Genomic DNA, 25,870 nt, shown 5'->3' on the forward strand with positions numbered 1-25,870 from the left:
AAAGCGTAGGCTTTCATATCCGATCCCATCTGATAATACGCTCAAGTGAGTTCATGACTCCTTTCTAGATGCGATGGGGATTTCCAAGTAAAGCACGTCTTCTTGAAATTGCTTTTGATTAAAGAAGCCGCAGATGAGTATAACAGTGAGTCCATATAAATATGTATAACAAGGTTTGTACGCTAAAAAGGGGCAGGAGGTGATATTTAATAAACAACCCAGCATATGTATTTATCGGTTAAAAGCGAGATTTAGTTTACAGAATGACCCATTCGTTGGGAGATTTACTATTTGCATTTTTGGAAGTAAGAGAGGTGGGAGGCAAGCTTTAAGTAGAGTAAGTAATATCCTTTCCGTCGTTTTGGCATACGTGAAAGTAAATGTTTGTAATATGTCTGGAGCATGTGTTGAGGAATCTTAGGTGAACATATTATAGAAATAACAGTTGATTATGAGATTAATTGCTTAATTTGTTGGGGGCTTATTTTAAGATGATTTCACTTCATACACTAACTGTTTGTAACCCTTAAGTAGTTCTAAAGTAGTAGGATGTGGATGAAGTAATTTGAATAACTAGCTATTCTGTTTCTCTGCACTTGATTAAAGCTAATAACCTTTCAAGATATTTTTGCTGAAAAAGCCTCGTAAATATGCCTATATATGGCTCTGTTTTGTTTGTAAGTAAACAATATGGGGGGATATTTGACTAAATTTTAATTACACAAAATCAAATTGGGGAAGCCTAATAAAAATGTATTCAAAGTAAAACATATGTTCGGGAGGAAAATGTTACATAATGTCGAAAATGGATACTAGTTCAAAAGGTTTATTTTTTTGAATTTTAGTTTTAACGGACTATTTTTAAAGGCCAAGGAGAGGATTGTCATTTCTAATCTGAAAGATAAGCACGAAAAGCACGTAGCTCCCGGTAGCCTTGCAGGATATCTCTTCCAACCCGAAAGAGCCTTGTTTTGGCTAGTAAATAGCAAAAGTGGAGCGAAAATAGGGATTGAGACAGAAGATGATGTTGTGAAACAAGCCAAAAGCGATAATGAAAATAATGTGTATGAACAAGATAAGCATTCTATTTCTAAAAATATACCGTTTGGTAACCATAGTAAAGATTTGTGGAATACTCTCCATATTTGGTTAAAAGCAATTTCAAGCAAAGAAATAGATGTGAAAAACGCTGAGTTTCACTTGGTTACAAATAAAATTATTGAGGACGGAATAGTAAAGTCAATTGCTACTGCTCAAACTAAAGAGGAGATCACTAATTGTGTGGAAAGTTTAAGGAATATAGCTTTGGGTGTTCCCACTGGTGTAAAAGTTTACGCAGAGAAGGTTTGTGAGTATGATGGCGAAACTATAAGTATGTTGATTGAAAAAGTTGTTCTGTGCGATGGGAATGCTAATAGCTATGGCGACGGATTAAAAGAAGAGATGAGATCAAAATTACTTATACCAGAAAGTTTACCTTTTTCAGAGATATACGACTCGTTACTCGGATGGGTGCATAATTTTGCAATGAATTGTTGGAGAAATGACAAACCAGCTTGGTTACCAAGAGACACTTTTGCAGAATATTACCAAAGAATAATTTCTCGATATAAGCTTAAGACATTTGTTGAAACGGACCATTCATTAATTCCACTTTCTTTAGTCGATAAAGAAGCTCAATACAACGAACTTTTTGTAAGGCAACTTTATATACTAGCACTTGAGCAAGATAATGACATACTTACTGATTCAATTGAGGATTACTTAAGGTGTAAACATGAAAGAACAAGATTGAGTATCCAAGGGAACATTACTAAGGAGGAAATGGATAGATTCGATCAAAATCTATTTGAAAGATGGAAAATTATTTTTGCTGAATTTAACCGTAAGTATAAAAGAGGACAGAAAACATGCGATGATATAAACGATTTTGGTGCAGATATGGGTTTTAGTATTCTGACAAAAACATTAGATCATAGAGAGCCGTTAGCGGATCAACCAACAGAGCAATATTATTTAACCAGAGGGAGTTATCATAGATTAGCTAATAATAATAAGCTACAAATTGGTTGGCATCCTGAATATAAAATGCTGCTTGGACAAGGAGAATAAAACTTGACTGATTTAGATGAATACGAAGTGGTTCAAAATATTGCGTTGGGTTCACTTGCTCTTTGGTCTTTTTCAGTAGAGTACTATAAAACATTGGAAGAAAAAAGAGGAATTGATTTGCCGACACTTATGTTAGTGCTACCTTTAATTTATAATGAGTCCATTACAAATTCAGTATATAAAAGGAAATTCAAAGGAGGGCTTTTTAATTCATTAAATGATGATAAAGCTCTCTTTGTAGGTTTACAAGAACGTATGCAAGATATGTCAGCACTCTCACTAAAATCACTTAATCTATGCCTTTCTGGAAAATTATTGATGTATCAGCATAATAGTTATGAGTTTGTTCCTATTAGAATGGGAACCTCTAATCTTGGTTACGCAGAGTCTATAAAAAAAATATTATCTGCTTCAAAACGTTTTGGCTATTGGTTTGCAACTATTGAATTCAACGAATTATGTCAGCTTTTAAAAGTGAGGTTTTAACATATGGACTTTAAGATTAATAATATTATTTTATGGCCAAGAGATTCTAGCAAAAAAATAAGGAATCTAGAATTTAAACTAGACAAAATAAATGTAATCACAGGTGACAGCCAAAAAGGTAAATCTTCTATAATACCAATTATTGATTATTGCCTTGGAAGTTCCAAATGCACAATCCCAGTTGGGTTAATTAGAGAAAAAACTGAGTGGTTTGGAATTGTTGTTAGTGTTGAAGGAAAGAAGACTTTATTTGCTCGAAAAGAACCAGGAGTCCATAGTCAAAGCTCAGAAGTCTTTATTAGGGAAAATGTTGAAACTGACAAATTACCTAGGCCGACGGCAGAAAGAAATGTAACTTTTCTTAAAAACAGATTAAATGAGATTGCCGCTTTGCCTTATCTTACTTTGGCAGACGATTTTGATGAGAATGCTGCAGGGAAAAGAGCAAGTTTCAGAGATTTTTCCGCATTCCAATTTCAGCCTCAACATATAGTTGCTAATCCGTATACACTATTTTATAAAGCTGATACTTATGATAATCGAGAGCGTTTGAAAAATATTTTCCCGTTAGTACTTGGTGCTTTAGATAAAGAAACCCTAATTTTAAGGCAAGAACTAAAAGAACTTGAACAGGAATATTCTAAAAAGATAAAAGAATTAAATGAAGTTAAACGTACTACAGAACATTGGATTTATAGAGTGAAAAGTTATTACTCACAAGCAAAAGAGTATGGGTTACTTCCAAATGCTCCAGACTTTATGATTGGATGGTCGACTCAAGTCTATATTAAATATCTAGAGGAAGTTCCTCAATTAGTTAGCTCCAAAATTTTCTTAATTGAAAGTCAGGCTACTAACAGTGCTGTTAATGAATTAAATTTACTTCTGAATGAAGAACTAGAGTTATCTCGTGAAATTGGAACTCTTCGACAAAAGCTCTATAAGATGTCGAGGCTTTTTGAATCTGAGAAGCTTTATCATGACTCCTTAGAAAAACAGCAGGAAAGATTACAACCAACTAACTGGCTTCAAAAATTGGTGGAACCTCGTACTACATGTATTTTCTGTGGTTCTGAGAACAGTAGCGCTTATGAAGAACTTAATAGGCTATATAATTATCAAACTAAAATTAGTATAAGTTCGAATGACATTGTAAGATCCTACGATATGTTAGATAGAGAAATCGTAAAAATTAGAGCAAGGTTAAGCGAACTAGAAAAATCTCTAAATAACATCAGAAAACAGAAAAATAATTTAGAAGTAGAATCAGAGGAAATTAGGAAAATTAGGCAAACAGAGCAAGAGGTTTTTCGTTTTGTTGGAAGATTAGAAAAGGCATTAGAAGATTATAGATTTGTTCATGAAGATCACAATTTGCAAGATGAAGTGACAGAACTTGAAAAGCAGATAAATATCTTAAAAGAAAAAATAAATCCTCAACAAATTAAGATGAATTTGAAAGAAGCATTAAAAAATATATCTAGTAAAATAAATAGATATGCTGATTTTCTTGGAGTGGAAGATGCAGATCACCCTATTTCATTGGATATTACTAATTTAACGTTAAGGAAGACCTCTGGTAAAAGAGAAGATTTTTTGTGGGAAATTGGTAGTGGTGCAAATTGGATGGGATATCATATTGCTACGATGCTTGCGTTGCATGAGTTCTTTAAAGGGTTAAATTGGAATCCTGTTCCTCATTTTTTAGTAATAGACCAGCCCAGTCAGGTATATTTTCCTGAAAAAGTTATCGAAAACGAAAACACAAAAGAAAACGATGAAATTGAAAAAAAACAGATACCGCAGTTTAAACAAGAAGATGTAGTTAGAGTAGAAAAAATATTCACTGCGCTGTCTACTCATTTAAGTTTAAAAACTCTTAATAACTATTCCACTCAAATTATAGTAATTGAACACGCTGATGAGATTACGTGGAAAAGCGCTGAACATGACATACATGTGGTTGCGAGGTGGAGAGATGGAAATGATGCATTGATCCCCGAGGAATGGTTATGAATAAAATTTAATTAAAAGCTAAAGTGAGTATAGAGTCCTTTTTATAAGATGATCTGATAGCCACGAAGAGTGGACTATCTCTGAAGAGTAGATATTTGATCTCTACATCTTCCTGTCTGTTTCTCAAACAGGTAAATGTACCATGACTTTATAAAACCCGAGAAACATGGATTTTAAGATAGAAATTAATTGGTAAATTTTGAATTACCTATAAAGGAGAGATAAATTAAATATGGTAGGAACAAATACAGTCCCGGCTGTAAGTATTATTCCCCCAGTTACATCAATAATTGATTATTTAGAGAAAGTCCAGAATCTCTATTCGGGGAAAGATTTACTATGGTTTCGCGGACAGGGTAAAGATTATGAAAGATTGGTACCCAAATTAGTTCGACAAGAAAATGGACTAAGATTAGAGGAAAGTATATATTTTAGATTTCAATCACGAGCTATTCCTCTTCTGGATAAAGTCCCTAGTTCCTATTTTGAATGGCTTTTTGTAATGCAACATTATGGTATACCAACAAGACTATTAGACTGGACGTCTGACGCCCTGATTGCACTTTCATTTGCTGTAATGAACCGTATCGAAGGCCAAGATTATAATGCAGTAGTGTACTGTTTGGAGCCGTATAAATTAAATAATGAATTTACAAGAACCCATCAAAAACCTGAAAAGTTTATTCCAAATATAATCATGGAAGAAGTTGTGAATATTTTTAGTTTGAGAGGTAACAATCACTATAGATTTCCTCTAGCATGCGTGGGCCCTTTAAATAATATAAGGATTGTTGCTCAGAAAGGGGCATTCACGATTTTTCCAGCAAGACCTAATGAAGAGCACTCATTAAAACATCTAACTGAACTAGGAGATTTTATCACTACAATAGAAATTGATAAAAATTTTATAGCTCAAATCCAGGATGAGCTTAGAAAATTAGGCTTAACGCAGAATTCAATATATCCTTCCTTAGAAAATCTTTCATCTGAGATTTCCAAAGAATTTAATTTGTATTGAGGAGGGGCTAAAAGATGTTTGAAATAATACCTGCTAGAAGTGAGTCTAATCAATCAATATTAGACTGGTATAGAAGAAAGGAACAAATTGACTTTGATCCTCCTTATCAGAGAGTAAGTGGACTGTGGGATGTAAATGCAAGACAACTGTTTATTGATTCAATAATTAACGGATATGATGTTCCTAAATTCTATGTTCATAAACCATGGAACTTAAATGATAAATATCTCTACTCAATTATTGACGGTAAACAAAGATTGCAATGTATTTTTGATTTTATTGAGAATAAATTTCCCCTTTCTAAAGACTTTACTTTAGATGACGTGGAATCTGGAGATATATCAGGGAAAAGCTATGATTATCTAGCGGTAAATTATCCTAAAATAGTTGATCGTTTAGATAGATACACTCTAGACGTAGTTCAAATAATAACCAACGATGAAGAAAAGATTAGGGAACTATTCTTACGACTAAATGAAGGGATTGCATTAAATAATTCTGAGAAAAGGCTTGCTAAAGAAGGATATCTTAACAGGGAAATAAAACTTATTGTATCAAGACATAGTTTCTTTAGTATGCTACGGTTTAAAAATTCTAGGTTTTCATATGAGGAACTTCTTACAAAACTTTTATTGTTAGAATATAGTGATGTCTTGTCTTCGCTTACTAAAACCAATCTAGATAAATTTGTAGAAACATTTAAAATTCAAAAAGAAGAGATAGATAAAGTGATACTTAGAACTATAAGTGGACTTAAACTTATGAGCGTAATATTCCAGGGGATAGAAGATTTATTAACACAAAAAACGACTATACCAATTTATTATTTATTTATTAGAGATAATTGGGACAAAAATCCAGAAAAGTTGAGAAAATTTATATATAGTTTTGAGAAGATTAAAATGAATAATCGGAAGATGAGCTTCGAACGATTAAATCCTATATTAAATGAATATGATAGGTTAAATCAACAAGGCGCAAACTCATTAAATGCAATAAAAGAAAGATTATCTATATTAAAACAATATTATAATATTTATAAACGCCAAGGTTTTGTTGATGAATTAACCTTAATTGATTCTCATGAGTTAGAATGGGAATAAATTTAAAAATATTAATTTTATATCTATTATTTCAATTTTATAAAAGAACGCAAGTTGTTTCTTAGAATGGGTTTAAATAAAATTAAATCGGAATATTTGTAGTTGTAGATTTTAGAGATCTAAAACTTGTTATTATTTCAGAGGCAGTGCAGTATTTTCTATACGAAATTTCAAATGGAAGATGGTTAGTATGTGTATATGATTTATCTAACTCATCATCATTGTCTATATTTTCCCTTAGCTTAAGTATGAGTGTAGAAAGTGCTTATTCAATTCAAAATAAAAGCCTGACATCCGTAAAGGGGGGGGACCCCCTATTTGTGAGGCAGAGACCAAAATACCTTACAAATTACGCAGCCAGCCGTCGGAAACCCATCGGTGACTGGTAATTTAGTTTCGCTTGAATATGAGTTGAGATATAGTAGGTAATATATTCTCGAACCCGTTCATACAACGATTGCCGTTGTTGACAAGTTAGGCATCGAGATAGAATGTTTCAGACTTAAGTGTAGAAATGAAACAATTCGATGGGGGCATTATCAGCGGGCGTTCCATGTCAGAGATGCTAAAGGTATTGCCTTATCCTTTGACTGCCTTCTGGTAGGTCTGAGATATGTGCACACTACCTTGATCCTTTATAAGGATCATATGCTAGGTGAACTTGGAAGTTGGTGCAACTTATCCAAAATAAAAGACTTGTCTTGTTTACCTGCTATACTCTAAGTCTCACAATCTCACTGTTATATAAGTCCAAGATGCTCGATAAGTACAAGGTTTTCCCGCCGAATGGAAGATACGTAATCACTTTTGTTGCCATAGCAAAAACATCACCAAAGTTCTCCCATATCTTGAGACATAGGGCATTCTCTTAAAGATATTTTATTTTAACCCAGCCTATGAGGTCAGTTCTAAGTTTTGTAGTCGTAAGGATAGATCGTATCGGGGGTGTTCTCACTGATTACCCAGCATATGTGAAGTATTGCATGTTTACTGTACAAGGGTTTTGAGTATCATAAGTTTATTCTTTATTTTCTCCCGATATTTTCCGTCCTAATTCTTCCATCCTGAATTGCTCTCTAGGTCGCTCACTATTATTCTCTCATTGTTACGTATCTACGTACCACATCCGTCATCATCCTTTGCTACACTTTGAATAAAAAGGAGATGATAACTTGGATACCCAACCCAAGATACTAAAGAGCGTGGAACATACAAACCCATCTGAAAATACGGCTGAGCAATATGAAAGTTTGGTACAGCAGGAAGACGAACACATAGAGAGACTTAAAACATGCACAAAGCTCATTTGGGATGCGCTAGCTATCATTTCTCAAAAGGCAAGTGTACTGCACATGGAAACCGTCAAAGAAGCGGCCGATCATCTTCATATCATGGAACTGGATTTACGAAGAGAACTGTTTAAAGTTCGTTTGAAAAAAAGTATTTTGGCGAACAGAATGAAGCAAACCCAAACATAGCAGCGGAGGGGGCGGAATCGTTCTGAAGAAGCGCAGCGTTCGCCTTTAAACCCGGATTTTTACCGCTAAAATATAATCAAAAAAAATCTGGGGCAACAGCGATCGGAAGAATGATCCGTCTACGTAGCGGCCTCATATGCACTTACTTGCTCAATCCACCCAGTAATCAAAACGCTCAAAAACCCGACATGACCCTTCTCGGTCTGATCGGGTTTTCTCATTTCAATCCCTCCCTCCCCCGCGCATAAATCTTCACTCCCCCCGCAATCACCCTACGCCCAGATAGTTACACCCACTCCCAACATCATGTATAGTAAAGTTATGGGAAATAAACATGAACCCGCATATGATCTTGATCGCTTAGACGTACAATATGTAACATGGCAAAAACGAGGAGGAACGTGATGATACATCCAACACAGATTCAGGATATGCTGCAAGCCGCGCTGGAGACAGGCGGAGACTTTGCAGAGGTGTTCGTCGAGGACCGCACCAATGGACAATTGGGTATGACTGGGGGCGTCGTGGATACGGCGCTGTCGGGCCGGGATTTTGGGATTGGCATTCGGATCATGAAGGAGCACTTTTCGGTGTATGCGTACACCAGTGATATGAGCGAACAGAGCCTGATCAGACTGGCCAAATCGGCTGCCAAGGCTATTCGTGGCGGTGGAGCACCAGGTACACACACGATTACACTTCATCCCCATGTCATCCCTAACCAACATCCAATTGCGATCATCCCTGACGGTTCACAGAAACGTGCCAAGATCGACATGATGAGACGGGCGCATGAGGCGGCAAGCCAATACGATCCTTCCATCACGCAAACCTCTGTTGGGATTAGCAACTCGATCCAGAACATCTTAATCGCCAATAGCAACGGGCTGCTGGTGGAGGATACCCGCACGTATACACGCATGAGAATAAGCGCCATTGCGACTGATGGGGAGCATAGACAATCCGGGTTCCGTGGGCCGGGAGCGTATGCTGGGACTGAATTTCTGGAGAACCTGAATATCGAAGAAAATGCCAGACACGCCGCTCGGATTGCGTCCACAATGGTCAAAGCGGGATATGCGCCTAGTGGCAGACTGCCTGTCGTAATTGAGAACGGCTTCGGCGGCGTTCTTTTCCACGAGGCGTGTGGGCATGGGCTGGAATCTACGGCAGTGGCCCATGGAACCTCCGTGTTTGCCAATAAGATCGGGCAGCAGGTGGCTTCACCGCTCGTTACAGCTATAGATGATGGAACGATTCCAAATGCGTGGGGCTCGCTCAATATCGATGATGAAGGAGCGTCGACACAGCGCAACGTACTGATCGAGAACGGCATTTTAAAAGGATATCTGATTGACCGCATGGGCTCGCGCCAGATGGGTGTACCTGCGACAGGGTCAGGACGAAGACAGTCCTATAAATTCGCGCCTGCATCTCGTATGAACAATACGTTCATTGCGAATGGCGAGTCTACCCGTGAAGAGATCATTGCCAATACAGAGTACGGGATCTATGCCAAATCGCTGGGCGGTGGTTCGGTGAATACCTCGACGAGCGAGTTTAATTTTGCAGTCGAAGAGGCTTATATGATTCGCAATGGTAAAATTGCCGAGCCGGTCAAAGGCGCAACGTTGATCGGCAAAGGGATTGAAACCCTGCAAAATATTGATATGGTCGGCAACAATCTGGATCATGGTCAGGGGATGTGCGGCTCGGTTAGTGGAAGTCTTCCGGTGAACTGCGGACAACCGACGATTCGAGTATCCGAAATGACCGTCGGCGGACGAAAGGGGGAATAGCGATGAATATTCAGCAATTTCAGGAAGCGTTGTTCGCGAAAGGTCGGGAAATGGGCTACGCGGATATGGAAATCTACTATGTAAATGGAAGTTCTACCTCGGTGAAGGTACTGAAGGGAGAAATTGACCAATATACCATCGTTGAAAATGGCGGACTTTCCTTCCGTGGTGTCATTAACGGCAAAATGGGCTATGCCTCTACGGAGAAGCTGGAACCGGATGTGATCGACTTCTTATTGGAAGAAGCACGCAGCAACGCGGACATATTGGAGAGCGAGGAGCAGGATGAGCTGTTTGCAGGCTCTGAGAGCTACCCTGAGCAGCCTGCTTATGCCTCAACGCTGGCTGACACAGTTCCTGAGATTCTAATCGAAGCGGCGCTAGAAATGGAGCGTACAGCGCTTGCCGCAGACCCACGGATTGTGATGGCTCGGCATTGCTCGGTCAGCATTCGTGAGAATGAGGTCCTGATTGTGAATACCAAAGGACTGCACTGCCATCGTCACAAAAGTCTGGCGACCGCTTATGTGTATGTGATTGCAGCAGACCAAGGTGAGACCGTTACCGGGGGTTGGCATGATTATTCCCTGCGGAGCGTGGAGGAAATCGATATTGTGGATGTGGCGCATAAAGCCGTAAAAGAGGCGGTTTCCAAGCTGGGTGCGCACACGATCCAATCGGATAACTATCCAGTCATTTTCCGTCATGATGCAGCAGCGCAATTGCTGGCTGCGTATACGTCGGTATTTTCTGCGGAGTCGGTGGATAAAGGCTTTTCACGCTTGGCTGGGAAACTGGGACAAAAGGTGGCAAGCGAACATATCACACTGATTGATGATCCGCTAATGGAGAATGTTCCGGCAGGCAGCACGTTTGACGCGGAAGGCAGTGCGACCCGCCGCAACGAGATCATCAAGGATGGAGAACTGCGGACGTATTTCCATAACCGCAAGACGGCCCGTAAGGCTGGGGTGGAGAGTACCTCTCATGCTTCCAAAGGCAGCTATAACGGTAAAATCGGGGTGTCGTATCATAATCTGTACGTGGCTCCAGGCGCGTCTTCGTTGGAAGACATGATTCGCAAGATGGATCGCGGGCTGATGATCGTTGAGCTGCAAGGGCTGCATGCAGGTACGAATACGGCGTCCGGTAATTTTTCGCTGGCTTGTCTGGGCTACTGGATTGAGCAGGGGCAAGTGGTCAGAGCGGTTAATCAAATTACCGTATCGGGCAACTTCTTTGACGTACTACAGCAGGTAGAGGAAGTGGGCAACGATTTGCGTTTTACAGGAAGCTGCACATCTCCTTCGCTCAAGCTGGCTGCACTCTCGATTTCAGGCTCCTAATGGCTGAAGCAGCCTGCTTTTTTTCAGACTTACGACCTGTTCCTGACGTTCTGATTGTCTAGCAATGATAGATGCCTGATGCATCGGGGTATGGTAAAGTAGGAGAAAGTCTTTAAAATATGAAAAAAAGGCTTGGTTACAGCACCGCGACAGGGTATTATAGACAATAATATATTCGAAAAAAGGTTCGAATTGAATTTTTATTGGGGGATGTATATGAGATATATAAGCACTAGAGGTCGAGTAGAAGCCAAGGGATTTATTGATACTGTGCTCATGGGGTTAGCTGACGATGGAGGTCTAATGGTACCGGAGCAGATTCCGACCGTGTCGGCAGCTACTTTGGAGCAATGGGCGACATTGAGCTACAGAGAGCTGCTGCTGGAAGTTTTTGCGCTGTATATCAATGATGAGATTCCTCGTGAAGATTTGGAGCAGCTGGTAGAGCGCAGTTATGCAAGCTTCCGCCATCCAGAAGTTACGCCAGTGAAGAAGATCAACGATTCCCTATCTATTTTGGAGCTGTTCCACGGGCCTACGTTCGCGTTCAAGGATGTGGCGCTACAATTCATGGGGGAATTTTATTCCTACGTGTCCAAAAAGCAGAATGAAATCATTCACATTTTGGGTGCAACCTCGGGCGATACCGGGGCAGCAGCGATTCAGGGCGTGCGCGGCAAGGAAGGAATTAAAATCTGTATTTTGCACCCACACCAAAAGGTGAGCAAGGTACAAGAGCTGCAAATGACGACGGTAGACGATGAGAATGTACTGAATCTGTCCGTAAAAGGGAACTTTGATGATTGTCAAAAGGTCATTAAGGACCTGTTTGCCGATCTGGATTTCAAAGCCAAACATCATTTGCGGGCGATTAACTCAATTAACTTTGTGCGCATTTTGGCGCAAACCGTATATTACTTCTATGCTTATTTCCGGGCACAGGAGTCTGCGGGTACGAAGAAGATCAATGTCAGCGTGCCATCCGGCAACTTTGGCAATATCTTTTCCGGCTTTCTTGCGAAGAAAATGGGTCTGCCCATCCATAAGCTGATCATTGCCACGAACGAAAATAATATTTTGGAGCGCTTCGTGAAGACTGGCGAATACCAACCGGGCGATTTCAAAAGCACATACAGTCCTTCCATGGACATTCAGGTGGCAAGCAATTTCGAAAGATACCTGTACTACTTCCTCGGGGAGGATGCGGCCAAGGTATCTGAATACATGGATAAGCTCAAAACCGAGGGACGGATTGTGATCGGTGCAGAGGATTTGAAGCGTGTCCAGCAGGATTTTGAAGCGCTGGGTGCTTCGAATGAGCAGTGTCTGGAGCTGATCAAAAAATACAAAGCCGAGTACGATTATTTGCTCGACCCGCATACAGCTTGTGGTATTGCCGCGTATGAGGCGTATAATGGCGCAGACGAAGTATGTGTGACCTTTGCAACAGCACATCCGGCCAAATTCGATGAAGCGATCCGTCTGGTGGACATCAAGCAGGAGTTCCCGGCGCCAATTGAACAATTGTTCTCCAAGCCGCAGCATCAGCAGGTGGTAGAGCATGACGAAGCAGAAATTGTGCGTCAGCTTGAAGCCTTTTATGTGTAACAGAATGGGAAAAGAGGCTACGCCCTGTGCGCAGCCTCTTTTTTTATATCCATATTTTCCAGATATGATGTATGTATTAGTTTGAATTTGTTCACATTATAATGCCATATAGAGTAAGGTGTTTGGGCCTTAGAAATCGTGAAAAAAGCCCGTAAATCAAGGGATTTAGCTTCAGGAAACTAACAGGCAATGAGAGGTTCATAGAGTTATTTAATGAAGGATACAAAAATCTTTTATAGGCGAATTTGCTGTATTATTATAAAAAATCATGTATAGTTAACTAAATTTTATGAATACATAAGGTTCCACTCTCAAAGGTGCAGAATCAAGTCGTTCCGTCATTTAACAGAGGGGCTAATTATAAAAGGGGTGTATTAAGTAATGACCATGATCCGTCCAGAGCAGAGTCAACAAGCAGCAGCCGAATATGTGCAGTCCGTTTTTGAGAAGGTTATCGCGCGCAATCCTCATGAGAATGAATTCCATCAGGCCGTCAAGGAAATATTGGATTCGCTAATTCCGGTATTGGCTAAGCACCCTAAGTATATGCAGCAGGGGCTTTTGGAACGGCTAGTGGAGCCGGAGCGGGTCATTACCTTCCGAGTACCTTGGGTGGATGATGCGGGGGTTGTACAGGTCAATCGTGGCTTCCGTGTGCAGTTTAACAGTGCGATAGGGCCTTATAAAGGTGGACTTCGCTTCCATCCGTCTGTCTATCTGGGAATCGTCAAGTTTTTGGGTTTTGAGCAGATTTTCAAAAATGCATTGACGGGTCTTCCCATTGGTGGTGGTAAAGGCGGCTCAGATTTTGATCCCAAAGGGAAATCAGATAACGAAGTGATGCGTTTTACACAAAGCTTCATGACGGAATTGTATAAATATATTGGTCCAGATGCCGACGTTCCGGCAGGGGATATTGGTGTAGGCGGACGTGAGATTGGCTATATGTTCGGGCAGTACAAGCGGATTCGCGGAGGACATGAAGGCGGCGTCCTAACGGGCAAAGGAATTCATTACGGAGGCAGTCTCACACGTACGGAAGCGACCGGCTACGGTTGTGTGTATTTTGTAAACGAGATGCTGCAGGCTCAGGGATCGTCCTTTGAAGGAAAGCGTGTCGTCGTGTCGGGATCGGGGAATGTATCCATTTATGCGATTGAAAAAGCACAGCAACTCGGTGCTACAGTGGTGGCATGTAGTGACTCGAATGGCTACATCTATGATCCAGACGGTATCGATCTGCAGCTGGTGAAGCAGCTGAAAGAAGTGAACCGTCTGCGGATTAGCGAGTATACGCAAGAACGTCCAGGCGCAATCTATACAGAAGGCTGTTCGGGGATCTGGTCGATCCCATGCGACATCGCACTGCCATGCGCCACTCAGAATGAAATTGACGAGCAGGCAGCCCAATTGCTGGTAAGCAATGGCGTAAAAGCTATAGGCGAAGGTGCCAATATGCCATCCTCGTTACAGGCCATTGAAGTGTTTTTGGACAATGGAGTTCTGTTTGGGCCAGCCAAAGCTGCCAATGCAGGTGGAGTAGCCGTGTCGGCGCTCGAAATGTCACAAAACAGCATGCGTCTGTCTTGGACCTTTGAGGAAGTGGATGCCAAGCTGCATGATATTATGAAAAATATCTATGCTAACAGCGTAAAGGCGGCTGAGGAATACGGCGTGCCGGGCAATCTGGTTGTCGGAGCCAATATCGCAGGATTTGTGCGTGTGGCTGATGCTATGCTGTCTCACGGGATTATCTAACTCAACGGCACAACTCCTTATCTCTATTGTACAATGATTGAATAACCTAGCTAATAAAAGCAATATTGAAGCTGAGCGACTCTGTGTGAGTCGCTCAGCTTTTATTTGGAATGAGACACTTTATTTTTATCAGGGACTTGATTTATTTTTAAAGAGGATGTATATTACTTGATAGATCAATAATTGATGGATCAAAGGTTGGATCATGAAGCCCAGCGATATGCTTAAGGGAGGAGAGATTGATATCACCCAGACACCATCCGAGCCTGAGTATATTTTTGACATGCTGTTGTTGCTGAACAAGCAGATTAGCTCCAAGTTTGAGCGTTGTGCAGGAGTCAGCGCATCCAGATTGCAACTATTGTGCAAGTTGTATCAAGTGAAGGAAATCAGTCAAACTCTGTTGCAAAAAGAGGTTGGCATTGACGCTGCAGCCGTAACACGCCATTTGAAACAACTGGAAGCGACAGAAATGGTCACTCGACGCACAAAGCCAGAGGACAACAGGGTTACCTTGGTAAGCCTGACCGATTATGGGCGTGCACGCATTGTCATCTTTAAGCAGGAGCGTTCACAGTTTGTAGCTCAGATGCTACAGAGCTTCGACGAGACCCAGCGGCACCAGCTAGCTGATATGCTGCAAGTGATGAATAGTCATATATCCGATATGGACTGACAACATTTTTTTAACATTACTATACCCACAGAGGGATAAGGAGAGATTGGAATGAATAATACGAATACATCCAGTACTGTAAAAACGAATGATTTTAAAGAAATCGCCCTGGGACGCCGTTCGGTAAAAGTATACGATCCGTCCGTGAAGATCAGCCGTGAGGAAATGACTGAGATTTTGACAGAAGCTACACGCGCACCATCTTCCATTAACCTGCAACCTTGGCGTTTCCTCGTCATTGACAGCCCTGAAGGTAAAGCCACACTGGCACCATTGGCCCGTTTCAACCAACGTCAAGTGGAGACATCTTCGGCAGTGATCGCTGTGTTTGGAGATTTGAACAACTTTGATAATTTCGAACAAATTTTCGGAGAAGCTGTAGAACTGGGCTATATGCCAAAAGACATTAAAGAAATGCAACAGGAAAAAGTAGCAGCTCACTTTGCAGCGCTTGATCCCGTTGTGAACAAAGAAACGGTCCTGATCGACGGTGGTTTGGTATCCATGCAGCTTATGCTGGTGGCGCGCGCTCATGGATACGACACCAACGCTATCGGCGGTTATGAGAAGGATCAAATTGCTGAAGCCTTTGGTCTGGACAAAGATCGTTATGTCCCTGTTATGCTCATTTCCATGGGTAAAGGAATCAACGATGGTCATCCTTCCACACGTTTACCTATTGATCAAATTGCACAGTGGAAATAAGTTAAGTTATATCTATATGCAACATAAAAATATACGCAAAATAAAAACAGGCGGAGCAAAGGCACATCCCTTTGCTTCGCCTGTTTTTTTATTCGCCAGGATGCAATGCAGATCCGGGGCTTGATGACGTGTCGATCCTCTGGTTATTTTTGTACTATATTCGCTCCCGACGTCTGTGTTGGGTCAGCGGGGTCATTCTGAGTAGGATGGTAGCGCTTGGGCCATATAATCTGGTGCGAAGTATGACTAAGCTCCTCATAAAATAACGGTGCTTTCTTGAATAGGCGTATGACTAGATGGAAAAAGAACCATCCGTTCATCACCAACAGCACAAGGCTGATCATAACATTTATCCAAGGAGACAGATGAGATCCCAGTACAGATCCACCTAGTACGTAATTAAGTCCAAAATACAACCAATACAAGAGACTGTAGCGCTTAATGAGCTCCCACAGGGCAACTCTTTTTCCTCTCCCTATCAGATGAATGCGTACCAGCCACTTCCCCGGAGTTCGTCCATTTGTCAGGTAAGGAACCACCATAAAGTAAATTCCACTGGAAACCCAGAAAGCAGCAGATACATGCATGGACTCCATAATGCTGAGCAACCCTGCCCAAAGGATAGAATCCACGAAAAAGGCAACACCCCGTCGGGTATAGGACACCCGTTTGGTCGTAATGTCCAAATGCTTGTCCAGATGCTCCAAGCGAGGCAGGAAGCGTGAAAACCATTCGCCTAATAGAAAGCCTAGCATACCGCCCAATGTATTAGCCAGCAGATCGTCCACATCGAATACACGATACGCATGGTCAAAAAATCCATATAATCCTGTCAGCTGTGTCACCTCAAAGAAGAGGGACAGGGTGAAAGACAGAATCAGACACCATCCCCATCGTGCACGGAAATAATAACGTAAGAACATACCGAAAGGCATGGTCATCACAACGTTAAAAACGACTTGTAGAAAGGCACGCTCCTTCAGCAAATGAACATAGCTGGAGGGATGAGCGGGTGAGACGGATGTTTCTCTTATAATGTCTTGAACGAACTGCAAGGGCATTAACTGCAACGCTCCCCCGGTTAATGCAGCATTATGACGCGATGCCGGAAGCGGTAATATGACCAGAAAGAAGGCGTTCATCAAGTATAAAAGCATCAGGTAAAGCAGCCATGCTCTAGCCTTGTGAATATAGCCATGCCTGCGATATTGCACGATTAGGAAAGGCAGTGTGAACAATAACGCAGCAAAAGGAAACGCAAGAAAGGCATATGAAACAGGAAACAGGTACGATTGAATCATGTGCTGCTTACGCCTGCTTTCTCCGGAACTTCACCAAAGACCAAATGACCAGAAATACCATGAAAGCCACGCACACGCTAATGCTGATGCGATTTTGCGGGTCAAGCAAGAATAGAACCGCGATTATCCATAGGCATCCCACTGTAATCGCCGTTACATAAGGGAATCCCCATATCTTGAAAGTAGGCTCCACTGGATAAGATTTGCGCAATTTCAATTGGGACAGACAAATGCAGCTCCAGACGAGCAGCACGACGAAGCCCGGCACAGCCATCAAAATACGGAACAGCCCGTCCTGAGCGATATAAGCAACCATGGAACCGACAATCAGGACTACAGCGCAGAATTTGAGACTATTCACTGGAACCCCATTAGAAGATACGCGAGCGAGTGATTTAGGACCTTCTCCATTGACCGCCAACGAATGCAGCATACGTGTAGCCCCGTAAATCCCCGAATTGGCGGCAGACAGTACAGCAGTGATCAGAATAAAGTTCATGACATGAGCCGAGCCTTGAAGCCCTACAGAAGACAATACCTGTACAAACGGACTGGTATTCGTATCCAGTTGGTTCCAGGGAATCAAGCCACAAATAATGAGAATGGGCAACGTGTAGAACAGAACAACGCGAAGAATGAAGCTTTTAACCACTTTAGGCAGCACCTTTTCCGGGTTTTCTGTCTCCGTCAACGTCAGTCCAATCAGCTCGGACCCTCCGTATGAAAAGGTAACGACCAGCAGCGCTGAAAAGATAGCCAACCAGCCATTGGGTAGAAATCCGCCGTGCTGCACATAGTTGCTTAGATAAGGTGGAGTTTCAGTGTGAATAATCCCGAACAGTATACAGCCACCCAAGGCGATGAAGATAATAATCATGGCTATCTTAATACCCGCAAGCCAAAATTCCAGCTCCCCTAAACCGCCGACACTCAGCATGTTGACGACAATAATGAAAGCCGCACTCACTAAACTGAGTACCCATAGAGGGACATCTGGCAACCAATATTGCAGGAAACTTCCCGCAGCAATGACCTCAATGATACAGACGGCCAGCCACATGAAGCAATACAACCAGCCGATAATAAAGGACAGTCGTTCTCCAAAAGCTTTGCGAATAAAATCCTTCATATTCATGTTGGGATAGACGGTAGCCATCTCGGCAATTGCGCCCATAACGACCAAGAGCAGGAGTCCAGCGAAGACATAGGATAGAATAACACCTGGTCCCGCCAAGCTAATCGTTTCGGTGCTTCCTTTAAAAATACCCGTCCCGATGACTCCACCCATAGCCATAAAGGTAATATGCCGTGGGAGCAGCTTTTTGTGCAAAGTTGCTTCATTTGATTTCAATATGAAATCCTCCTTCATATAATGTATAGCTTCAGCATGGCCCAAACAGGCTTACTTCAATTAGACTTATACTACATGAAAATATCCAATTAGGAAATGAAAGAAATAGGATCTGGTAGGGAGATTGAAATCGATAGAGGACAAACTGAAGAAAATCGCGTATTATACAAGCTTCTAGGAGCTAGCTTCGTAATATTTTCTTAGCTCGTACCTTTTTAAGCCATCCAGGGAACTCGTTCAGTAGACGGTCGTATAATTCGCTGTCCGTCACCGAGTCGAAGTCATCCAAGGCAAAGAAATCAGCATTATCCACTACGCGGCCGCGCATCTTATCCAACTTTCGAAGAATTCCGTAATCGGCTTTACCAAGACCTACAAATTGCCAGAAAATCGGAGTGCTTGAGCTTTTAATCAGCAGCTGTTCTATTTTTTTTTGTTCATAAATACCTCCATCACTAAAAAAGATAATGTAGGTCGGGATCATGTCGTTGGGATCTTCTTTTGTGTATTTAAGTATGATATCCTTCATGACTTCTGGCTCGTTATTGCCCCACCCCAGCTCACTATCTTCACTAGGCTCAGCATAATTCCTATGAATGTAATTCTCGAAATTCCTCTCTGTGACGCTTGGAGCACGCTTGGCTTTGTCCGCAAAAAACCATACATCCATTTCACCATCGTCATCCATACAGGCGGCTACAGCCAACACACGTTCGCAGGCTTTTTGCACAGTCCCACCCGTGTACAATTTGAACATAGAAATAGAAGCATCGAATACAACCGCTACACGTGCTTTTTCACGGTCTATTTTTTTCTTTTTCAGTGAAAATTGTACATTCTGCTTGTGCAGATTAATTCTTGCGTTAATGGGGGCAGTCTCTTTTCCGCCAGCTTTAGCACCTACCGCGCTTAAGATCGCCGATGTAGGGATGTTCATCTGAACGGTATCCACTGGCGATTCCGTTTCCTCCACGGTCACACCATGAGCTTCGGCAAGCGGCTTTAGTCCTCCGTTGAAACCACGCCCAACTGCGCGAAGCTTGAAGCCAGACGTATGACGATACACTTCTGCCAGCACAAGCGATGTCTCACTGGTGGCTTCGGTGATGCTGTAGGTGATATGGGATTGCTTGCCTTGAGCAGTAACTGAGCAGCCGACCACATCGGCAAAAGTACCTGGGCCGTCCAGTGTGGCCGCAAACACACATTTTTCCACCCCGGTTCGTTCCAGTTCCTGGAGCGCTACAGTAAACTCAGTGGTTCTGTCATTTGGACGCTGTAACCGTACATGGCCGTGCGGGTCAGCGGGTTGATTGTAAAAAACGAAATAGTCATCTGAGGAAACCTTTCCGTCTGCTCCTACCATAAAACAGCTAACATCCAGTTCGGCAGGTGCATGCTTCCATGTAATGGTGACCCGCACTGTATCTTCCTTACCGAATGGTGCATTAGCTCCTGTACTCAATGCAACGTTGGGACCGCTCATGCTGTCAAACCCCCTATGTATTTTAAATCTTGTATTATACAAATTGTACCATGGAAATGGTATATTCACTTTGTTTCGTGCAGGAATATTTGTCTCATGGTAGACGCAGTAAAAGATGATATATAATGAGGTTGGTTTGGATACAAAGTATGATATTTATGAAGCGGAGGCCTTGACAAGTGAAGCAGGACCGGAAAAAGCAGACAGGTTCCCACACCGGGACGAGTAAGGAGCATGAGGCTGACGAGCTGAACGAGCTGCTGTCCTTATGGCTCCACTCGTCGATCCGTGTCATGGATGTCCGGCATATTCGACTGGAGCCAGAAGAGTTGCTTCAACCGTATCGTCTTCCAGCGCAGGCTTTTGTATTTGTATTGCAGGGTAGCGTGCGTTTGGATGGTGATTGGAAGGATACGCCACATTCAGGGTACGTACTGCATGGCAGCAAAGGCTTTGTACTGAATATGAAACCCTCGCAATGCGGGATTGAATATATCCTTGTACTATATAAAGCGACTTCACTATCGGGACATACGGTGTATAATCATCCTTCGATAGTTCATGGTTTTTCACCGCCTTATCCGGTTATACTGTATCAAAAGCTTCAACTACTGAAGTACGCATGGCAGGATCAAGAGGCGCTATCCAAGATTCAGGCTCAGGGTCGGTTCTATGATTTTGCATATGAATGTATGAGGCAATTGCAGGAACCGAAGGCTCGAACTTCTGCGCGGGGTATCGTGACACAGGCCATTCGATTTATGCAGGATTGTTACGCGGAGTCCATTACGCTGGAACGTTTGGCCGGATTATTGGAATGTAGTCCGCGGCACCTGACCCGGTTATTTAAAAAACAAACAGACTGTAGCCCGATTACGTACTTGATTCAACTGCGAATGGACAAGGCGAAGGAGCTTTTGCGGAAGACGGATGCCACTTTACAGGATATTGCTGTCAGTGTGGGGTACCCGGATGTCTATTTCTTTAGCCGAGCATTCAAAAAATATACTGGCGTATCCCCGGTTCACTATCGGGACAGCCTATATTCATCTGCTTTTATGGGAGATACACGTCTAGATAATCCATTGAGCATGTCCGAATGTTCCATTGATTCGATAAGTGGCGCCCTGCATACTGGTATTGAGGATAATAATCATTATCAAAATTATGATGAAGGGATTTTACGAATGAATAGAAACGCAAAGCATTCCATGGCATTTATTTTATTGCTTAGTTTTACCCTGCTGCTCAGCGCGTGCTCAGACACATCCAGTCCTACGGCAACCGATGGTGCTTCGCAAGGGAACAATAATACATCAGCGGAACCAACATCACAGGAAAGGGTGCTGAAGGATGCACTCGGGCATGAGGTGAAGATTCCGGCTCAGCCTCAACGTGTGATCGCTTCTTATCTGGAGGATCATCTGGTGGCGTTGGGTGTTAAACCGGTAGCCCAATGGTCGGTGGGTAAAAATTCAGTTCAAGCTTACCTGCAAAAAGAACTGAAGGATGTTCCTACCATCGCTTCAGATCTTCCGTTTGAGGCGGTTCTGAACTTCAAGCCTGATTTGATCATTATGGACAGTGCGAGCATGGTGGAAGGCGACAAATATAATCAATACTCTAAAATTGCTCCAACCTACGTGGTAGGCAGTAATATGAACAATGATTGGCGTCAAGAGCTGCTGACCGTGGGTGAGGTGCTGAATAAGAGCAATGAAGCGAAGCAGGCATTGAGCAACTACGACAAAAAAGCAGCAGAGGCTAAAGCCAAGCTGAGTCAGACGGTGGGACAAAAAACTGCGGCGGCATTATGGGTAACGGATAAAAACGTGTATGTCGTAAACCAGAATCTATCCAGCGGTGATGTATTGTATAAGGATTTGGGATTCAAGATTCCACAAGTCGTACAGGAGATTTCCAAAACGGCTAAGGCGAACTGGAGTAATTTATCGCTGGAGAAGCTGGCCGAGCTGGATGCGGATTATGTCTTTATCGTGAACAGCAAAAACGTAAGTAAAGAAGATATTGTAAAAGATCCTGTATGGGCGGGAATTCCAGCCGTTAAAGAAGGCCATGTATACGATTTTGGCAAGGATTCCAGCTGGTTGTATACAGGTACAATTGCAAATAGTCAAATGATTGACGATGTTCTGAAAAATGTAACTAAGTAATGTAACTCAATAAACTAGATTATAATAAAACAGCGCTATTCTCACTTAACGGCAGAAGCCACAGTAGGAGAGCGCTGTTTTGTCTTTTTAATTCCGTATGAACTCTTGCCGTGCAACCCGGTTTTATAATAAAAGATGTCTGCATAGAGCAGACATCTGGTTTATTTTCTAAATTAGGCTTGCGGAGATACCAGGATTTTAACCTGATTTTTCTCTTTCAGGAGTCCTTCAAAACCTTGCTCAATCACTTCTTCGAGCTTAATGCGTTTGGTAACCAGCTTGTCGGCTGGGAAATATCCTTTTTCCATCAGGCTGATAACAGCCGGGAATACATCACGGTAGCCGATAATACCCGTCAGATTGCGTTCCTTCATGACAATATTGTTCGGTTTAATCGGAGCTTCTTTTTCAAAAATGCTGACGATCATGATTTGTCCGCTGATTTTAGTAGATTCAATAGCTTGAGTCAGCACAGGAGGTACTCCAGTGACTTCATAGGCTACATCTACGCCGCCGTTGGTCCGTTTGTGCAGTTCTTCCACTACATCATAAGTCTTAGGATCAATCACGATAGCACCCAGCTCTTCAGCTTTAGCTTTACGCTCCTCGGAAAGCTCTACTGCATAAATCTCAGATGCGCCCGAAGCTTTCAACGCTTCAATAACCAGCAATCCGATAGGACCAGCGCCAAATACTACGGCTTTGTCGCCGACTTTCAGTTGGCTTTGACGAACAGCATACAAAGCAACGGCCGAAGGCTCTACCAATGCGCCTTGCTCGAAAGATACGCTTTCTGGAATTTTGTGAACCATGTGCTCGTCAGCTGCGACATATTCAGAAAATCCACCGCCGCCGCCTGCCAGACCGAGGAAGCCCATTTTATCGCAAAGATTATATTTGCCTTGTTTACATGCATCACATTCTCCACATGCAAAAACCGGTTCTACAACGACACGGTCGCCAACCTGAATCTTGGTTACACCTTCGCCGATTTCGACGACTTGTCCAGAGAATTCATGTCCCATTACGATCGGTGCTTTTTCGCCAGTCAATGGATGCTGAGCATCTTGGGGAATAAAGATTGGTCCTGCTACATATTCGTGAAGATCACTTCCGCAAATGCCACACCATTCTACTTTGATTTTTACTTTTCCTGCCAGAGCGGCGGGCTGCTCAATGTTTTCCAATCGTAAGTCTTTTACTCCATGCCATCTCAATGCTTGCATGTTTGTCATCTCCTTGAAGAATATATGATCATTGCCTCTATAAAAGTGAATGAATTAGGAAACGTTTCCGAAAAATAATATGTCACAAATTTTACACATTGTCAAACCAAATTCATACAAAAAGCACTTGATTTTTTTGTGAATATAATCACTTGTGACTGCAGTGCTATATTTGGCTCGTTACTTTTATACAAAGAGATTTTGTGGATTTTTCAGTTGAAGCAAAGACAAGAAGAAAACGACTTCAATTTTTAGACACTCATTCTGTGCTATAATATCAGTATTAAGACTTTATTTTAGAAAGTCAGAAAACGATTCCGTTCTTGAAAGGATTTTGGGCGTGACAGATCAAAAGAAAGTAACCATAGAGGATGTAGCCAAGCGGGCAGGAGTCGGTATTGCGACTGTCTCCAGAGCTATTAACGATAGTGAGGGCATCAGCCCGAGAACGAAAGCCTTGATTTTGCAAGTGATTGAAGAGATGGGGTTTACGCCCAACACCTCGGCTCAAAGCTTGAAAGTGCGTCAGACACGACAAATCGCGCTGGCCGTGCCGGACATTCGTAACGCGATTATTCCGGAAATCGCTTGGTCCGTAGAGCAGGCCGCCAAGCAGCATGGTTACCGTGTCGTGCAAATCAATACCGCCGGGAATGCCAGAATGGAGCTTGAAACGGTGCGTGAGGTTAAGAAGCTGCATGTAGACGGACTTATCATTATGCCGCTGGCATATCCTAAAATGCTGGTAGACCTGATTAATAAAGCTAGCGTTCCCGTGTCCATTATTAACTATGGCAAGAAGTTGGGCGAAGATGTCAAAGCGGATATCGTCAGTCTGGCCCGGCAAGAGGGAAGACTCGTGATGGAGCATTTGCTTAAAATCGGAAGAACAAGAATTGCCTATGCAGGTGCTGCGAAGGACAAAATCGAGGAAAGATACTTTGCTTATGAGCAGTCTCTCCAGCATGTGGACCCTTCACTCGTTTATTTTGGTGATGATTTCTCCTTTGAGACAGGGCTGCGTGCTGCCGATTATTTTTACAGCTTGAAACATATGCCGGATGCTATTTATGCGGTTAATGATATGGTGGCGATAGGGATCGTCAATCGATTTAAGGATTTGGGCGTAAAAGTGCCGGATGAGGTTGCTGTAGTTGGTATTGATAACAATCTGTGGGCTATGGTAACGACTCCTCAGATCAGCTCAGTTTCCATCATGGGGGAAGAGGTGGCACGGTTGGCTGCGGAACTGCTGCTCAAGCGGATTCAGGAACAGACACCTGGGGATTATGAGCGTGTGCAATTCGAGCCTCGTCTGATTGTGAGGGAATCGAGCGTCTCCATGATCCGTAAGCCTACGGTGGGACGTGACGTATAGAAGTTTAGATGGAATCTTCCTATTGTTAGATGGATGAACGGTTGCAGGCGTAGCAAGATAGGAGTGGATTTTGGGCAATTATAACGACCATTGTTTGTTCAGACAGGAGAGTGGATTCATGTTAAAAGGGAATGGGTTCGTTTCTGCAACTTGTACTGCACTAATGATGGCTGTAACCATAGGGTGTACTCCCCATCCAGTGGGACAAGATGCTGAAACTGTGGCGCCGTCCGGAGCAAACCATGGGGAGTCCAAGCAAACTGCAGCCGATACGCAGCATACCCAGCAAAGTAAAGAGGAGCTTGTGCTGTCCTTTTATAAGGATTCTTCCCTCAGTGATGAAGCAAAAGTACGTCATATAACGGACCATTTAGCAGGAATCCAATGGGGAAAGATGAACGAAAACAATGAACATCAAAGCCTGGAAATTATCGAATATTTGTATAGGCAGCGAGCTTTTATTCCATCGAAAAGTTTTCCAAATGTGATCCGAGCTTCTGAAGGATTGGATGGAGCTTTAAGCGAAAGCTATGCTGCCCTTATGGGAGATTTGTTTACAAGAGACAGAACTGCGATGACTCGAGCATTGGCAAATATGGATAAAACCAACCGCACACAAGGTATAGGAAGCATCGGGTATGCTCTCAGCTATAGAGAACCCAAGGAAGTCAAGAAAGAGATTCAACAATGGCAGGCAGGACAAAAGCTTACTACGGCAGAGAAGGATGTCATTCGAGCTTTGTTCGTCAAGCTGGATAATCCGTATTGATGCATGCATAGAGGAAATATTGAACAGCCGCGTCTCTACCGGAAGAGCGGCTGTTTGTGCTGTTTTTTACATCCTGCCAT

At 42.5% G+C, this 25,870-nt stretch carries 20 protein-coding genes; 15 read left to right on the forward strand and 5 right to left on the reverse strand.

Going from position 1 to position 25,870, the window contains the following annotated elements; all coding sequences use genetic code 11:
- The first annotated feature begins 834 nt into the window (after positions 1-834).
- The 5 genes from G9G53_RS19460 to G9G53_RS19480 all read left to right on the forward strand — a co-directional run bounded on the left by G9G53_RS19460 (position 835) and on the right by G9G53_RS19480 (position 6,735).
- Positions 835-2,112 carry an ABC-three component system protein gene (locus G9G53_RS19460; RefSeq protein ID WP_165149684.1) on the forward strand — a complete coding sequence of 426 codons (1,278 nt, stop codon included), beginning with the start codon at positions 835-837 and terminating at the stop codon, positions 2,110-2,112.
- A gap of 3 nt (positions 2,113-2,115) precedes the next feature.
- Positions 2,116-2,598: a three component ABC system middle component gene (locus G9G53_RS19465; RefSeq protein ID WP_164964587.1), complete on the forward strand. Its 483-nt coding sequence runs from the start codon at positions 2,116-2,118 to the stop codon at positions 2,596-2,598.
- 3 nt (positions 2,599-2,601) lie between these two features.
- Positions 2,602-4,614, forward strand: a complete 2,013-nt coding sequence (locus G9G53_RS19470) for a DUF3732 domain-containing protein (RefSeq protein ID WP_164964586.1) — start codon at positions 2,602-2,604, stop codon at positions 4,612-4,614.
- A 232-nt stretch (positions 4,615-4,846) separates the two neighbouring features.
- Positions 4,847-5,632: an FRG domain-containing protein gene (locus G9G53_RS19475; protein WP_164964585.1), complete on the forward strand. Its 786-nt coding sequence runs from the start codon at positions 4,847-4,849 to the stop codon at positions 5,630-5,632.
- Between the two features lie 14 nt (positions 5,633-5,646).
- Complete coding sequence (locus tag G9G53_RS19480) at positions 5,647-6,735, forward strand: DUF262 domain-containing protein (RefSeq protein WP_164964584.1); 1,089 nt, start codon at positions 5,647-5,649, stop codon at positions 6,733-6,735.
- Positions 6,736-7,084: 349 nt separating this feature from the next.
- On the opposite strand, the gene G9G53_RS26935 is transcribed toward G9G53_RS19480, so the two are convergent.
- Positions 7,085-7,228 carry an IS3 family transposase gene (locus tag G9G53_RS26935; protein ID WP_425312629.1) on the reverse strand — a complete coding sequence of 48 codons (144 nt, stop codon included), beginning with the start codon at positions 7,226-7,228 and terminating at the stop codon, positions 7,085-7,087.
- A 679-nt stretch (positions 7,229-7,907) separates the two neighbouring features.
- Here G9G53_RS26935 and G9G53_RS19490 point away from each other — a divergent pair.
- From G9G53_RS19490 to G9G53_RS19520, 7 genes are all read left to right on the forward strand, one after another.
- The gene (locus tag G9G53_RS19490) at positions 7,908-8,213 is read left to right on the forward strand and encodes a hypothetical protein (protein ID WP_185156361.1); all 306 of its coding nucleotides are present in this window, start codon (positions 7,908-7,910) and stop codon (positions 8,211-8,213) included.
- 404 nt (positions 8,214-8,617) lie between these two features.
- Positions 8,618-10,012 (forward strand): TldD/PmbA family protein, encoded by a 1,395-nt coding sequence (locus G9G53_RS19495; RefSeq protein WP_165149686.1) that lies wholly within the window; start codon positions 8,618-8,620, stop codon positions 10,010-10,012.
- Between the two features lie 2 nt (positions 10,013-10,014).
- Positions 10,015-11,358, forward strand: a complete 1,344-nt coding sequence (locus G9G53_RS19500; protein WP_165149688.1) for a TldD/PmbA family protein — start codon at positions 10,015-10,017, stop codon at positions 11,356-11,358.
- A gap of 216 nt (positions 11,359-11,574) precedes the next feature.
- Positions 11,575-12,966, forward strand: a complete 1,392-nt coding sequence (gene thrC, locus G9G53_RS19505) for a threonine synthase (RefSeq protein WP_165149690.1) — start codon at positions 11,575-11,577, stop codon at positions 12,964-12,966.
- Positions 12,967-13,347: 381 nt separating this feature from the next.
- On the forward strand, positions 13,348-14,724 hold the full coding sequence (gene gdhA, locus G9G53_RS19510) for an NADP-specific glutamate dehydrogenase (protein WP_165149692.1): 1,377 nt from the start codon (positions 13,348-13,350) through the stop codon (positions 14,722-14,724).
- Between the two features lie 283 nt (positions 14,725-15,007).
- A complete protein-coding gene (locus G9G53_RS19515) occupies positions 15,008-15,400 on the forward strand; it encodes a MarR family winged helix-turn-helix transcriptional regulator (protein ID WP_029515555.1) in 393 nt (130 codons plus the stop codon).
- A 51-nt stretch (positions 15,401-15,451) separates the two neighbouring features.
- Positions 15,452-16,105: a nitroreductase family protein gene (locus G9G53_RS19520; protein WP_069010473.1), complete on the forward strand. Its 654-nt coding sequence runs from the start codon at positions 15,452-15,454 to the stop codon at positions 16,103-16,105.
- A 143-nt stretch (positions 16,106-16,248) separates the two neighbouring features.
- Here G9G53_RS19520 and G9G53_RS19525 read toward each other — a convergent pair whose 3' ends face one another.
- The 3 genes from G9G53_RS19525 to G9G53_RS19535 form a co-directional block, all read right to left on the reverse strand.
- Positions 16,249-17,406, reverse strand: coding sequence for a VanZ family protein (locus tag G9G53_RS19525; protein WP_165149694.1), 1,158 nt, complete (start codon positions 17,404-17,406; stop codon positions 16,249-16,251).
- A gap of 7 nt (positions 17,407-17,413) precedes the next feature.
- Positions 17,414-18,757 (reverse strand): amino acid permease, encoded by a 1,344-nt coding sequence (locus G9G53_RS19530; protein ID WP_165149696.1) that lies wholly within the window; start codon positions 18,755-18,757, stop codon positions 17,414-17,416.
- A 181-nt stretch (positions 18,758-18,938) separates the two neighbouring features.
- The gene (locus G9G53_RS19535) at positions 18,939-20,243 is read right to left on the reverse strand and encodes a VWA domain-containing protein (RefSeq protein ID WP_165149698.1); all 1,305 of its coding nucleotides are present in this window, start codon (positions 20,241-20,243) and stop codon (positions 18,939-18,941) included.
- A gap of 179 nt (positions 20,244-20,422) precedes the next feature.
- Here G9G53_RS19535 and G9G53_RS19540 point away from each other — a divergent pair, with 179 nt between their 5' ends.
- Positions 20,423-22,417, forward strand: a complete 1,995-nt coding sequence (locus G9G53_RS19540) for an AraC family transcriptional regulator (protein ID WP_081317522.1) — start codon at positions 20,423-20,425, stop codon at positions 22,415-22,417.
- A 173-nt stretch (positions 22,418-22,590) separates the two neighbouring features.
- Here G9G53_RS19540 and G9G53_RS19545 read toward each other — a convergent pair whose 3' ends face one another.
- Positions 22,591-23,643 (reverse strand): 2,3-butanediol dehydrogenase, encoded by a 1,053-nt coding sequence (locus tag G9G53_RS19545; RefSeq protein ID WP_028542246.1) that lies wholly within the window; start codon positions 23,641-23,643, stop codon positions 22,591-22,593.
- A gap of 340 nt (positions 23,644-23,983) precedes the next feature.
- Here G9G53_RS19545 and G9G53_RS19550 point away from each other — a divergent pair, with 340 nt between their 5' ends.
- Both G9G53_RS19550 and G9G53_RS19555 read left to right on the forward strand, forming a co-directional pair.
- Positions 23,984-25,021, forward strand: coding sequence for a LacI family DNA-binding transcriptional regulator (locus G9G53_RS19550; protein ID WP_165149700.1), 1,038 nt, complete (start codon positions 23,984-23,986; stop codon positions 25,019-25,021).
- Between the two features lie 118 nt (positions 25,022-25,139).
- Positions 25,140-25,790: a hypothetical protein gene (locus G9G53_RS19555; RefSeq protein ID WP_165149702.1), complete on the forward strand. Its 651-nt coding sequence runs from the start codon at positions 25,140-25,142 to the stop codon at positions 25,788-25,790.
- Positions 25,791-25,870 lie beyond the last annotated feature (80 nt).

Source organism: Paenibacillus sp. EKM206P, assembly GCF_011066155.1.
GTDB classification, from domain to species: Bacteria; Bacillota; Bacilli; order Paenibacillales; family Paenibacillaceae; genus Paenibacillus; species Paenibacillus polymyxa_D.